The 13,063-nt window shown below is 71.6% G+C and carries 11 protein-coding genes and 1 pseudogene (2 of these 12 only partly in view); 7 read left to right on the top strand and 5 right to left on the bottom strand.

The genetic code is table 11. From position 1 onward, the window contains the following. The 4 genes from sigE to tatB all read left to right on the top strand — a co-directional run. On the top strand, positions 1-514 hold the 3' portion of the coding sequence (sigE, locus tag FrCorBMG51_RS00425; RefSeq protein ID WP_047221268.1) for an RNA polymerase sigma factor SigE. Its footprint begins 395 nt before the window's first position; the window shows 514 of its 909 coding nt (coding positions 396-909); its start codon lies off the left edge, out of view; its stop codon occupies positions 512-514. Then, entirely contained in the window at positions 511-1,464 is a 954-nt protein-coding gene (locus tag FrCorBMG51_RS24500) for an anti-sigma factor family protein (protein WP_052914182.1), read from the top strand. The genes sigE and FrCorBMG51_RS24500 overlap by 4 nt, the downstream gene beginning before the upstream one ends. 1,138 nt (positions 1,465-2,602) lie before the next feature. Beyond that, positions 2,603-3,691, top strand: a complete 1,089-nt coding sequence (locus FrCorBMG51_RS00415; protein ID WP_235433196.1) for a S1C family serine protease — start codon at positions 2,603-2,605, stop codon at positions 3,689-3,691. Between the two features lie 335 nt (positions 3,692-4,026). Beyond that, a complete protein-coding gene (gene tatB, locus FrCorBMG51_RS25965; protein ID WP_076842241.1) occupies positions 4,027-4,677 on the top strand; it encodes a Sec-independent protein translocase protein TatB in 651 nt (216 codons plus the stop codon). A gap of 159 nt (positions 4,678-4,836) precedes the next feature. Here the strand turns inward: tatB and FrCorBMG51_RS00405 are convergent, their stop codons facing one another. Beyond that, positions 4,837-5,982, bottom strand: a complete 1,146-nt coding sequence (locus FrCorBMG51_RS00405) for an Mrp/NBP35 family ATP-binding protein (RefSeq protein WP_047221170.1) — start codon at positions 5,980-5,982, stop codon at positions 4,837-4,839. 391 nt (positions 5,983-6,373) lie between these two features. On the opposite strand from FrCorBMG51_RS00405, the gene FrCorBMG51_RS00400 reads away from it, so the two are divergent. After that, complete coding sequence (locus FrCorBMG51_RS00400) at positions 6,374-6,832, top strand: MarR family winged helix-turn-helix transcriptional regulator (protein ID WP_235433213.1); 459 nt, start codon at positions 6,374-6,376, stop codon at positions 6,830-6,832. A gap of 4 nt (positions 6,833-6,836) precedes the next feature. Here the strand turns inward: FrCorBMG51_RS00400 and FrCorBMG51_RS00395 are convergent, their stop codons facing one another. After that, positions 6,837-7,796 (bottom strand): PHP domain-containing protein, encoded by a 960-nt coding sequence (locus tag FrCorBMG51_RS00395; protein ID WP_083730739.1) that lies wholly within the window; start codon positions 7,794-7,796, stop codon positions 6,837-6,839. A 426-nt stretch (positions 7,797-8,222) separates the two neighbouring features. Between FrCorBMG51_RS00395 and FrCorBMG51_RS00390 the strand changes: the two genes are divergently transcribed. Next, positions 8,223-9,926 (top strand): alkaline phosphatase D family protein, encoded by a 1,704-nt coding sequence (locus FrCorBMG51_RS00390; RefSeq protein WP_047221168.1) that lies wholly within the window; start codon positions 8,223-8,225, stop codon positions 9,924-9,926. A gap of 66 nt (positions 9,927-9,992) precedes the next feature. Here the strand turns inward: FrCorBMG51_RS00390 and FrCorBMG51_RS00385 are convergent, their stop codons facing one another. The 3 genes and pseudogenes from FrCorBMG51_RS00385 to FrCorBMG51_RS32930 all read right to left on the bottom strand — a co-directional run. Continuing rightward, positions 9,993-10,934 (bottom strand): diacylglycerol/lipid kinase family protein, encoded by a 942-nt coding sequence (locus tag FrCorBMG51_RS00385; protein WP_047221167.1) that lies wholly within the window; start codon positions 10,932-10,934, stop codon positions 9,993-9,995. A 472-nt stretch (positions 10,935-11,406) separates the two neighbouring features. Beyond that, positions 11,407-11,823 carry a DUF6758 family protein gene (locus tag FrCorBMG51_RS32935; protein WP_338052655.1) on the bottom strand — a complete coding sequence of 139 codons (417 nt, stop codon included), beginning with the start codon at positions 11,821-11,823 and terminating at the stop codon, positions 11,407-11,409. A gap of 58 nt (positions 11,824-11,881) precedes the next feature. After that, a pseudogene (locus FrCorBMG51_RS32930) lies at positions 11,882-12,049 on the bottom strand (DUF6758 family protein); the annotation flags it as partial. A gap of 609 nt (positions 12,050-12,658) precedes the next feature. Here FrCorBMG51_RS32930 and FrCorBMG51_RS00375 point away from each other — a divergent pair. Continuing rightward, positions 12,659-13,063 carry the beginning of an aldehyde dehydrogenase family protein gene (locus tag FrCorBMG51_RS00375; protein WP_047221166.1) on the top strand. 1,065 nt of this gene lie beyond the right edge of the window, so only the first 405 of its 1,470 coding nucleotides appear in the window; it begins with the start codon at positions 12,659-12,661; its stop codon lies beyond the right edge, outside the window.

The raw sequence follows: 13,063 nt of genomic DNA, 5'->3' as shown, positions 1-13,063 counted from the left end.
CCCCGAGCGGCTGGCCGGCCGCGAGGCGAGCCCTGAGGCTGTCTACGCGGAGTCGCACTTCGACGCCGACATCGAAGGCGCGCTTGCCGCGCTTCCGCCGGACTTCCGGGCCGCGGTCGTTCTCTGCGACATCGAACAGCTCTCCTACGAGGAGATCGCGCAGACCCTGGGAGTGAAGCTCGGCACGGTCCGCAGCCGGATCTCCCGGGGACGCGCGATGCTGCGGCAGGCACTCGCCGACCGGGCGCCGCGCTCCGCGGTCTCCTCGGCCACGGCCGGAGAAGTGGCGCTGCTGGCTGCGGTCGATGAGCCGGCCGGGGACGCGGCCGTTTCCCCGACGGTACTGACCGGGCCGCAGGCCTCGCTCGCCGCCGATACCCACGCCCTGGCTGATGACGGGGCGCGCCGGTCACACCGATCGCACCGGATCGCTCGCCGGACGGTGGCTCCGAACGCACAGCCGACCACGGCGAATGTGGGCGGTGCAACGTCCACGCCGGAGCGGCAGGCGTGAGCGGACACCACCTTGGTGAGCGGATCGCTCAGCTGGTCGACGAGCAACTCGACCACGACGACCGGGACCGTGCCCTGGCGCACCTCGCCCGCTGTCCCGCCTGCCAGTGGGAGGTAGCCGAACTGCGTCGTCTCAAGGCGCGGTTGGCAGCGCTCGGCGGCCCTGTGCTGCCGGGTTGTGTGGCGGACCGGCTGCTGCGGATGGCCGTGGCCGCCATCCCCACCCGGTTCGCCGCGGGCACTCCCTCCGTGGCAAGCACCCCCTTCGTCACGGACACGGGTGCCCCCTTCGCCCCGGACAACGGCCGGGCGCATCCGGCTGGCCCGGCGCTGCCAGCCGGTCCGGGGCTTCCGGCTGATCCGGCGGTTCCCGTCGGCTGCCCGGTCGCACAACTGCCCGCCGACCCCCTTGGAACGTTCCGTTCTGATCACTCCCACCGCTGGGGAGACGCCCGCGCCGCTGGCTCGACGTGGTCGACGCCACAGACACATGTGCCCACCGGGAGGCGGACGTTCGCGATCGGGCAGGCCGTCGCGGTCTCGCCCGCGGCCCTGTCGGGGACGTCGGCAAAGGACGGCCGGAGGACGGCCGGATGGCCGGCCCACCCACGGATGACGCCGCGCGTGACCATGCCGGTCACCGGTGGCCGGCGTCCGCCGTCCGGGCCGGTGGACCCGCGTGTACGCGCGGCGCACCGCCGTAGCCGCGCCAGGCGCACCCTGGTGGGCTCGGCGGCCGTGCTGCTCTTCGCCGTCGCGGGAGCCGCGTTCGGGGAGGCGCGTGCCCCCGGCGGGCTGCCCGCGTCGTCGACCCGTCCGGTTGTGGTGCCGGTGGTGCAGCCGAGCCTTGCCACCGGCGTCACCGAGATCAGGGTCAGCCGCCTGTTGCCGGCGGCCGCCGTGGTGTCCGTGCCAGTCAGCGTGCGACGCCCTCTCGCCAGCAAGCCGTAGGCGGAAACCGGCACCCACGCGGCGAAAGCCACTTAGGGCGTGTCTGACGGATGTTCGATCGCGCGGACGGCGCCCAGACGACCACCCGCCGCGTTGTCGTCGTCGCCCATGGCTCCGCTATGAAACGCCCCCATCCACCGCTACGCGCTGCACGGGGACCCCGCTGTCTCCGCCTTGCGGGAGGCCGCCTGGATCACCGCCCGCATCGACCAACATCCATCAGACACGCCCTGACAGCCGAAGGCGCCGTGGCTGGGAAGAACCTCTGTCCGTATGACGGACGTCACCTACGCTGCTCCGGCAGTCCGGGAGCCGTGCCGCAGGCCGTACGGTGGTAGGCGCGTGAGCGGTGCGCTATGGTCATCCGCCTGCGGGTGTCACGGCGGTTGACGGCGCTCAGCTCGTCTCCGAACACGTTCCGGAGCCGGTCTGCTGAATATCGGTGGCTATGCCGGGCTTTCCAACGCGTCGCGAGGAGCGACTCGCGGCGGGTCCGGAGCCAGGCGACGATCCGGAGGGCAGGCCCCAGTGGCGGTCGGGAGGCGAAGCGGTCATGAGTAGCGGCAGCGAGAATGTCGCCATCCCCTCGCACTCCGGACCCGTCACGGGGTATCCGCCGCAGGCGGGATCCACCGCGAACGTGTCCGCTGGCCTGGGGTCGGGCGGGGCGAAGCAGGAATTGCCGGAGCCAGGTCATATCACCGGAATGACATATTCAGGTACACAACGTGATGTGAGCCGACTCGGTGGCGTTGTTGGTGGGCCGTCCGACCCGCCGACCAATCCGTGGTGGGCCCGCCCGGCGTCGGCGCCGATGTCGGTTGCCGGTGCCGGGAGGCCCGGCGCTGCCGCGCCGCAGACCGGATTCCGGCGGCCGGCCGGTGCCCAGTGGTGGGGCGCTACCGCGCGTACGAGCGTCAGCGCCGGCCCGGTGGCCGCCGACGTCACGACTGCCGAGGGCGCCGCGGGCGGCGATGCAGCAGCCGCTGTCGGTCCTGCCGGCGGCAGCGTGTGGGCGGGTGATCACACCGCTGCTGCTGCTGTGCTGGCCGACGTCGGGTATCCGGGCCGGACGGGTAGGACGCGGGGGGTCGCGCCAGTAAGATTCCGCCGCCTTTCGTCGCTCCCGGTGACGGCGATGCTGCTCGCGGGGCTGCTCGGTGGGGTGGTCGGCGGCGTGATCGGCGCCTACGGCGCGTCCGGTAGCGACCACGGCCAGACGGCATCGTCCGCGTCCGCCTCGCCGGACACGGCAGGCGGCACGTCAGCCCCGGGTGAACGCAGCGTCCCCGTCTCCGTCATTGCCGCGCGGGTGCTGCCGTCCGTGGTCACGATCAGCGTGGTCACCCAGGCCGCGACCGCGACCGGTTCCGGTGTGATCATCAGGCCGGACGGCTACATCCTGACCAACAACCACGTGCTGGCCAATGTCACCGCGAGAGCGCGCGTCTCGGTGACCCGCTACCAGAACCTGCAGCCGATTCCGGTGGAGATCGTCGGTCGTGATCCCCGGACCGACCTCGCCGTCATCCGGATCCGGACGGCCGACCCGCTACCCGCGGCGACGCTGGGACGTTCCGGATCGCTCGTGGTCGGCGCGCCCCTGATCGCCATCGGCGCGCCCCTGGGGCTGGCCGGGACCGTGACCACGGGCATCGTCAGCGCACTGGACCGTGACCCGACCGTACCGGTGGAATCCGGCGGGGAGTCGCTGCTCATCGGCGCGATCCAGACCGACGCGGCCATCAACCCCGGCAACTCGGGCGGCCCGTTGCTGGACGGGAACGGCCAGGTCATCGGGATCAACACCGCGATCGCGACCGTGCCCGGTGGTTACGGTGAGCGCGGCATGTCCGGGAACATCGGTGTTGGTTTCGCCATCCCGATCGACTACGCGAAGTCGGTGGCCGATGAGATCATCCGGACCGGGCGGGCCACCCATCCGCACATCGGGGTGTCCGCGGTCACGGTTACGGCGAACGCCGCCGCGGCCGGGGCGTCTTCCGGCGCCCTGGTCCGTGGCGTCGAGGCAGGGGGGCCGGCGGCGCTGGCCGGGCTGCGTCCCGGCGATCTCATCACCAGGATCGGAGACATCGCCGTCGGCAACATCAACGATCTGATCACGGCGAGCCGGGCGCACCGGGTCGGCGAACGGATCACTGTGACGTTCGAGCGGGACGGCCGGGCGCAGGCCGCCCAGGTGACCCTGCAGGAGCAGTCCGGCTGACCGTGCGGCCCTGACCGGTCGTGGCCAGATACCCGTGTCCGGTAGTTGATGGTTGGTGCGGGTATGGTGGGTGAAACATGGCCGATGCTCGGAGCTTCGGGAACGGCCCCGGAACTTCTGCCTTGAAACTTCAGCCCTGGAGCTGTTGTAACGATGGCTGTAGCGATGACGGCGTTGTGGCAATGGTGGCATTGTGACGACGGCGACATGGTGGGCGGTCGTCCAGGTGTTGCCCGTCCGGCTGAAGCTCGATCGGGCACGTTCTGGGCAGTGGTTGGCCGGTGGGTGTTGGGAAGCGTGTTTCGTTGATCGTGATGGCAGGGTAGTGTGAGGCTGTGTTCAACGGCGTCGGATGGGGCGAGATCGCTGTCCTGATGGTGATCGGCCTCTTCGTGTTCGGCCCGGAGCGGTTGCCCAAGGTCGCCCGTGACGCGGGCCGGCTGCTGCGCCAGATCCGCCAGGCCGCCACCGGGATGCGCGATGAGCTGCGCTCCGAGCTCGGCCCGGAGTTCGCCGACCTCGATCTGCGGACTCTGCACCCCAAGACCTTCGTCCGCAAGCATCTGCTCGAGGACGACGATCCGTTGCTTCCGCCGTACCTGTCCAAGCGGACGTCCTTCGACAAGATGCTCTTCGACGACGACTCCGATGCTCTTCCCGGGGCGGCGGAGCCGCCTCGTCCACGGCTTTCCTACGACTCAGGCTCCTATGAGGACGCCGCCATCCAGGTGAAGCCCACCCTGTCGCTGACCAAGGCGTCGTCGAACGAAACGTCCCTGGCGAAGCCGTCGTTGACCAAGCCGTCGTTGACCACATCGTCGTCCGGCTCCGCGTCCTCCACCTCCCTGACGAAGACCACCTCCGGCAGCCCGGGCCGGTCGGGCCTGGAGGTGTCCTCCGGGGCGGGCGGTGACGCCCCCGCGACCGGTGGCGGCACCGCGGCCGGCCAGCCGCCGGCCGCGCCGTTCGATACCGACGCGACCTGAGCTCCCGACCCGTCCAGCAGGGCGTTTGACCGGCGGCCCAAGAGGCCCGTTCAGAAGACAGCCGCGTTCCAGCGTTTCCGCCGCGAACCACGGCCGCACCTTGCAGATCACCGATGAAGATCTGCTGGATCCACTAGATCTTGGCCGGACTCGGGTGGGTCAGCGCTGCCGGGTCGGGGTGAGGCCGAGGGAACGGCCGGCCAGTCCGCGGGAGCGGGACGACAGGCGTTCGGCCACCCCCCGGAGGATCTTCCCCGCTTCGGAGTCCGGATCGGAGATCGCCAGCGGAACGCCGTTGTCCCCGCCTTCCCGCAGCCGGACGTCGATCGGCACCTGGGCGAGCAGGGGCACCTCGTGCCCGAGGACCCGGCTGAGACGCTCGGCCACGGCCATGCCGCCGCCGGAGCCGAAGACGTCCACCCGCCCGTCACAGTGCGGGCAGGGCAGCCAGGCCATGTTCTCGATCACGCCGACGACGTTCTGCCGGGTCTGGACCGCCACGGTGCCGGCCCGCTCCGCGACCTCGGTCGCGGCAAGCTGTGGAGTGGTGACCACAAGAAGTTCGGAGGACGGCACGAGCTGAGCCAGCGAGATCGCGATGTCACCGGTGCCCGGGGGCAGGTCGAGCAGTAGGACGTCGAGGTCGCCCCAGAACACGTCCGAGAGGAACTGCTCCAGCGCGCGGTGCAGCATTGGGCCACGCCAAGTAACAGGCTGATTTCCTCGTGTGAACATGCCGGTGGAAATGACCTTGACGCCATGTGCCTGCGGCGGCATGATCATCTTTTCGACCTGGGTGGGCGGACGGTTCACGCCCAGCATCCGGGGGATCGAGTGCCCGTAGATGTCGGCGTCGAGGACGCCGACCGACAGCCCGGAGCGAGCCATCGACGCGGCCAGGTTGACCGTCACCGACGACTTGCCGACGCCGCCCTTGCCGCTGGCCACCCCGTACACCCGGGTCAGCGAGCCGGGCTGGGCGAACGGGATCGCCCGGGTGGCGGTCCCCCCGCGCAGCTTCGTGTGCAGGGCGGTGCGCTGCTCGGCCGTCATCACCTCAAGACGGACCCGCGTACCCCACACGCCCGGTACCGCGGTGACCGCCCGCTCGACCCGAGCGACGATCTCCTCACGCATCGGGCAACCCGCGACCGTCAGCAACACCACGACTTCCACGGTGTTGTCATCGGTGACGCGTACCGACTCGACCATGTCCAGTTCGGTGATCGGACGCCCGATCTCAGGGTCGAGCACCGTTGCGAGAGCTGCCTGGATCGCGTCCGCGCTAGGCCGGGAAGCAGACAAGAGAACCTCGACCGGTCTGTGTGATGGTGCGTGCGGCTCCTGCCTACACGCCTGCACGTCCACCATAGCCGTAGGTCCAGCCCGGACGCGTCCGACAAGGTCCGAACCCGGCCGCTTCCGGTGCGGGCGGGGCGGGGACAGGACGAGCGGCTGCCGGCGGTGCGCCGACCAGCGCCCTGGCCCAGCCGGGCCGTCCATGATCTTCCGCGGGCCGTGCACGGCTGTCGAGAGGTGATGTGCTGGCTGTCAACCCGTCAGGGTCGGTCAAATTGTCGATCATCTGACATCCCTGGCGAGTCCGAGCCCGCTCCCATACCGCCGACGTACTCTGATCCACGTGACGGTGGACGAGCAAAGAGTGGAACAGGAACCGCTGGTCGACCCGCGATCGATGCGCGCATGGCGTCAGTTCCTGCGAGCTCATTCCTACGTTACCCGCAAGCTGGAAAGCGACCTCGAAGCCGAGCACCATTTGCCGCTGGCCTCCTACGACGTGCTGGTGCAGCTTTCCGAGGCGCCGGAAGGCGCGCTGCGGATGAACGAGCTCGCGGAGGCGGTGCTGCTGTCACGCAGCGGACTGACCCGGTTGGTCGACCGGCTGGAACGTGAGAGCCTGGTCGAGCGCCGCTCGTGTCCGTCGGACGCGCGGGGGACGCTGGCCACCCTCACCCCGGAAGGCCGCCAGCGGCTGCGGGTCGCGTCCCGGACCCATCTCGCCGGGGTGTCCAAACACGTGACCAGCCATTTCAGCCCTGACGAACTGGACACACTCGCAGACCTGCTGGGCCGGCTCGACCATTACCCACCCGCGCGGCAGCCACCGGGCGGCGGCTGCGGCCAGGGCGCGTAGCCGGTTAGCGGTTCGGCGCCGGGCCGGTCGCTGGCTGGTCCTGGCCGGTCAGCGGTTCGGTGCCGCGGCCCGCGGCGACCAGCGCGTCCAGCGCCCGCCGGGTGGTCGTCTCCGCGCCGAGCGACTGGGGTTTGCTTGCGCCGTGGAAGTCGCTCGCGCCGGTGACGATCAGATCCAGGTCCGTGGCCAGCTGGCGTAGCCGGGCGCGCGCGTCCGGGGTGTGGTCGGGATGGTCCACCTCCAGGCCGCCGAGGCCGTCGCGGGCCAGCCGCGCGATCACGTCCGGGCCGATGGTCGCGCCCCGCCGGCTGGCGAACGCGTGCGCCAGCACGCTGACCCCGCCGGCGTCGCGGACGAGACGGATCGCCTCGGCCACGTCCGGTTCGTCCTTGTCCACCCAGTAGCGGCCGCCGGCGCCGATCCAGGCGGGGGTGAAGGCATCCTGGACGCTGCCCACCAGACCGGCCTCGACAAGCGCCTCGGCCACGTGTGGGCGTCCGACCACGCCGTCGGCCAGGGCACGGACCCGCTCCCAGGCCACCGGATGGCCGTCGGCGGCCAGCTTCTCCACCATGCGCTGGGCGCGGGTGACCCGTTCGGCGCGCAGCCGGGCCCGGACCTCGGCGAACACCGGCTCGACCGGGTCGAACAGGTAGGCGAGCAGGTGCAGGCTCACCCAGCGGTCGCGGCCGACCCGCACCCGGCAGGAGATCTCCGCCCCCGGCAGCAGGGTGAGGCCGGCGGGCAGCGCCGCCGCGGCCTCGGCCAGGCCCGCGGTGGTGTCATGATCGGTGAGCGCGATGGCGGCCAGGCCTGACGCGGCCGCGAGGCGGACAACGTCGGCGGGCGGCAGCAGGCCGTCCGACGCCGTCGAATGGGTGTGCAGGTCGGCTGCGTCCGCCGGGATCGCCGGATGCGTGTTCAGCCCGCCCTCCCTTCCCGTCCGCGGGCCTGCCCCTCCCACGGGCCTTTCCCGCCCGCGGGGCATGCCCGGAGCAGGAGCACATGCGCGGGATCACATATGTGGAATCACATATGTGGGGGCGGGCGCGGAACACCGGTTTCCGCCCGGCCACCCGCTCACAATATCCGTTCGGCATCCGATCGACGGTGCCCACCTGCCGTATCCGTATCCGCTTTGCCGGCGTCCGCCTTGGTGACCCACAGCGTTCGCCTGTGGTTTTCCCTGGATCACTTTCCGCTGTGACCGGGTCGCCGCTAACGTCCCGGTACTGTGACGGTCGGCCCCGTGACAACGGCGGGCCTCGTGGCTCCTGGATGCTCCGGGCGGGATTCTGGGCGGGATGTTGTGAACAGGACTTCGGCAGGCAGGGGCACTCCGGCGGGCAGCGGTACTCCGGCGGGCGGGAGCGCCGCGGATACCGGCCCCGTGGCTGGCGGCTCGGACGGTACGGACGCCGGCCTGCACCGGCGGAGCCTGGCCGGCGTCGCGTCCCGGCGAGGTTTTCTCGCGGGCGGGGCGCTGCTGCTGGCGGCCGTGGGCTGCTCGGACGGCGGGCCGTCCGGAGGCGGTACGCCCGCACCGCCGCGCCCGACCGGGCGGGCGACCCTGCGGCCGGCGACCCCGATCCCCGGCGTCGGTGACGGGGTGTTCTCCCTCGGTGTGGCCAGCGGCGATCCGCTGCCCGACGGGGTGATCCTGTGGACGCGGCTGGTGGCGCCGCCCTCGGGTGGCACGCCGCTGCCCAGCGGCGACATCCCGGTCGACTGGCAGGTCGCCACGGACGAGAAGTTCGCCGACGTCGTCGCGGCCGGGACGCAGGCCGCCACGCCGGGGCTGGCGCACTCGGTGCATGTCGACGTCCGTGGCCTGCAGCCGGGCCGGGCGTACTTCTACCGGTTCCGCGCCGGCACCGTGCTGAGCCCGGTCGGCCGGACCCGCACCGCGCCGGCCGCCTCGGCTGCGGTGTCGAGCCTGAGTTTCGCGCTGGCGAGCTGCCAGGACTTCCAGAACGGCTACTGGCCGGCGTACAACGCGATCGCCACCGACAATCTTGATCTTGTCGTCCACGTCGGTGACTACATCTACGAGTACGACCCGAACAGCCGGTTCCCGGACCGCCGTCACACCGCCCCGGCCACCCCCGGTCTCAACCAGCTCCGGACCCTCGACGACTACCGGAATCGTTACACACAGTACAAATCCGATCCCGCTCTGCAGGCCGCGCACACCGCCGCGCCCTGGGTGGTCGTCTGGGACGACCACGAGACCGAGAACGGCTACGCGGGCCTCACCGACGAGTCCGGCGACACCGGGGACAAGCACCAGGACCCGGCCGCGTTCGCCCGGCAGCGGGCCGCCGCCTACCAGGCGTACTACGAGCACATGCCAATCCGGGTCGGCTACGTCCCCGACTCACCGGACCTGAGGATCTACCGTCGGTTCACCTTCGGTGACCTGCTCACCCTCAACATGATGGACACCCGGCAGTACCGCACCCCGCAGCCCGGCCGGGTGTCCCAGGACATCGGTGACGCGTCGCTCGGGGAGAACAACACCGCCGGGACGATGAGCGGCGCCGAGCAGGAGGCCTGGCTCATCGACGGCCTGCGGGCGTCGTCCACCCGGTGGAACGTGATCGCCCAGCAGACGATGATGGCGCAGCTGCACGCGCGGATCGCACCCGGTCTCGGTGACGTCCTCACCAATCTCGACCAGAACGACGGCTACGTACCGTATCGCACCAGGCTGCTGTCCGCCGTCCGCGACAGCCGGGCGCGCAACCCCGTGGTGCTCTCCGGCGACATCCACTCCGCATGGGTGAACGACCTGCGGGTCGACTTCAACCGGCCGGAGACGCCCGTGATCGGCACCGAGTTCGTCTGCACGTCCGTCAGCTCGGGGTTCCTCATGGTCAGCGACGACCTCGTCCGGATGAACAACCGGCTGCTCAACCCGCATGTGCGCTACTTCCGCGGGGACCGGCGCGGCTACACCCGCGTGCGCGTCACCCCCGGGGAGTGGCGGGCCGAGATGCGGGTGGCCGAGACGATCGAGCGCCGGGACGCGCCGGTCACCACCGACGCCACCTGGGTGGTCGAGGACAGCCGTCCCGGCGCCCAACTGGCCTGAGCGCCGCCGCCCCTGGCACGGGGGCCGCGCCCGGACTGGCCGCGGGCGGGGCCGAGCCGGAGCGGGTCAGGCCGGCGGCGCGAGGAAGCGGAGCAGGCCCGGCCGCAGGACGATCCGGGCGGGCAGGTCCGCGACCGGGTCGCCGTCGGCGTAGAGCTGGAACGGCCGGTCGGCGTCCACCCGGACACTGCGTGCCCGCAGCACCTCGACGTGCGCGGAGTCCACATGCCGCCCGGAGAACACCTTCGGGAACGTCGACAGGAAGGTGATCTTGCCGCAGTGCGCCAGCAGCACGACGTCAAGCAGCCCGTCGTCGAGCTCCGCCTCGGGCGCCAGGCGCATCCCGCCGCCGTAGCAGGCGGAGTTCGCCACCGCCACCGTCCAGCCGACGAGCTCGCGCGGGGCACCGTCGTCGATCTCCACGGTGAACCGGGCCGGCTTCCACGCCGCCGCCGCCCGTAACGCGCCGTAGGTGTAGACCTGCTGGCCACGGACGAACCGGGCCCGATTGGCGATCACCTGAACGTCCGAGTCGAAGCCGACGCTGGCGATGCCGAGGTAGGCCCGCCCGTTGGCCTCGGCCAGGTCGATGCGACGCTCGACGCCGCTGGCCAGGGCGGTGGCGGCGATCACCGGATCCCGGCTGACGCCGACGGTGCGCAGGAAGTCGTTGCCGCGCCCCCCGGGCAGCACGGCGAGCAGCCCACCCAACCGGGCCACGGTCTCGGCGACCCGGCCGGCGAGACCGTCCCCGCCGAGGGCGACCGCCACCCGGCCGTCGGCCACGGCCTGCTCGGCGAGATCGGCGGCATGGTCGATGTCGCGGGTCCGCTCGACGCGCACGTCCGCCGCCCAGCGCCGCAGCGCGGCGGACACGTCCGGCAGCGCCCGTGCGGCCCGTCCGCCACCGGCGTGCGGGTTGACGATGAGCAGCAGCCGCCGCCGGTCCACCTCCGCCACCGGCGGGNCCGCCACCGGCGGGGCGGCCGCCGTCCCAGGTTCTGTCATCCCCGCCAGCCCTTCTCGTTCCTGGCCCTGTTTCCCGGCCTCGCGCACGCACGTTCGCCGGCAGGATCATCCGCTGCCGGGCACGGCCCGGCCGTCGATGAGCCTACGAGCCCCGGAAAAGACGGTTCAGTGATCTTTGATGGTTGGCTGGCCACCACCGCCGTCAACCGCCAGGGATTCAGTGGTCTGTTCCGGCCGGAGCCTACGACACACGCCGTGTCGCGGTGCGAAATCCCTTACACGTGTCGGCATCAACGATCTTACGCAGCCTGGTTGACGTGATGGTGACTGGTCAGTTGATCGGCCGTGCGGTGGGGAACGCCTGGCTCGCAGGATTGAGGTGGCGTTTTCTTCGTCGGTGGCGAACTGTGACAGGCCAGCGGTATGGCCCGGAGGTGGCGGGGCCGTACCGCTGGCCTGTCACGATGAGGCCCCTGGGGCGGGGATGGCGGCTACGGTGCGGGCTGAGAGGCTACAGATGGGTGCTGTCAGCGCCGAACAGCAGGCAGGTGGCGAGCATCTCGGTGCTGCGCAGATCCCACAGGACGAGGTGCTCGAGCAGGAGCGTGGCCGCGTCGGACGGCCAGAGCGCGACCCACAGCCACACCCCGTGGGCCTCCCCGACGAACACCGCCCGGTCGGGTGGGCAGAGCACCGGCCACAGGGCGGTCGGATGCCCGGCCGCCTCGATCTTCTCCTCGGGCTTGCCGCCGATGCGCTCCGGATCGGTGCCGGACAGCCCCGCCAGCCGCGCCCCGAGACCCGTCCCGGGCTCCTCGGCGACGAGGACCAGCTCGGCCGGCCCACCGAGCGGGGACGGCCCGCCGGCGGCGAACGCGGNNCCCGCCGGCGGCGAACGCGGTGGCCCGCGGCCCGGTGCGCTCGTCACCGGCCCAGGCGACCCCGCTGCCGAACCAGTGCACCGGCATCGGCCAGGGCACCCAGACCGGCGCCGTGGCCGCGCGCGCCAGGAAGAGCAGCGCCTGCTCGCGGGACGACGTCGCGACCCGGTACGGTGCGACCTCCCCGTGCTCCTCGCAGCGCCACTGGTCGTTCCACAGATCAGGTGGACGCAGTGCCCCCAGGCACCGGGGACAGGCAGGAGGGGTCGTCACCGGTGGGCTCCCCGGCGGACCTCCAGGCGATACGCACCATTCGACGACGCTTTCATAGCCGTGGTCACTTCCCTTGGCTTTCGTTCGTCAAACCCGTCGCGGGCGGACCACGGACGCCTCGCCCCGCAGCCTTCGTCCGTCACCGTGAAGCCGCTGCGGAACCACTGTGAGAGGCCACAGTGGGAAGCCCGGTGAGAGGCCGGTGAGAGGCCACTGTGGAAAGTCACCGTGGGACCGCCGCGGAGCCACTGCGGAGCCGCCGTTGGAGTCGCCGTGGATGTTTTGCCCTGCCCGAGAGGGTGCTTCATCTCGCCCGGGCCGGGTATTGCCTGACCGGGTGGCATCAGTGGACGTCACAACGGGTGTTGTGCTCGGCCGTCCGGCGTGGTCCGTGTGGCTGGTGTGACTGTGCGCTCGGCTCCGGCGTCCGGGATCCCGGCGTCGGCACGGCGCGTACATGTACGCGCGTGTCCACTCGGTCGTCCGGTCGTCCGGGCATCGCCGCTGGTTGACGGTTGTTGCCGGTTGTTCGGTATCCCGACGTTGTCCCGTCCCGCGTGGCGCCGCCCTTCCGAGCGTCCTGTGCACGAAGGTGGAGTGGTGGCATCCATGGGCAAGGTCGAACCGTTCTGGGTGGCGGGCCGGCCGGCGACGGGTTCGACGGCATTCGAGGTGCGTCACCCGTGGGACGGCCGTCCGATCGCCACGGTCTCGCAGCCGGACGCCGGCCAGGTGGACGTGGCGGTGGCCGCCGCCGCCCGGGCCGCGCGGGAGCTGGCGGCCGTCTCGGCGCACGGCCGGGCCGCCGCCCTCACCCACGTCAGCGGCCGGATCGCCGAGCGCGGTGAGGAGATCGCCGCGCTCATCACCGCCGAGAGCGGCAAACCGCTGACCTGGGCGCGGGCCGAGGTCGCCAGAGCGACGTCGACCTTCCGCTGGGGCGCGGAGGAGGCCCGGCGCTGGTCCGGGGACCTGCAGCGGCTCGACACCGACCCGGCGGGGGCGGGGCGGCTG

The sequence above is a fragment of the Protofrankia coriariae genome (assembly GCF_001017755.1).
GTDB classification, from domain to species: Bacteria; Actinomycetota; Actinomycetes; order Frankiales; family Frankiaceae; genus Protofrankia; species Protofrankia coriariae.
Note: the sequence above shows the minus strand (reverse complement) of the source record. Positions and strands in the feature narration are given on the sequence as shown.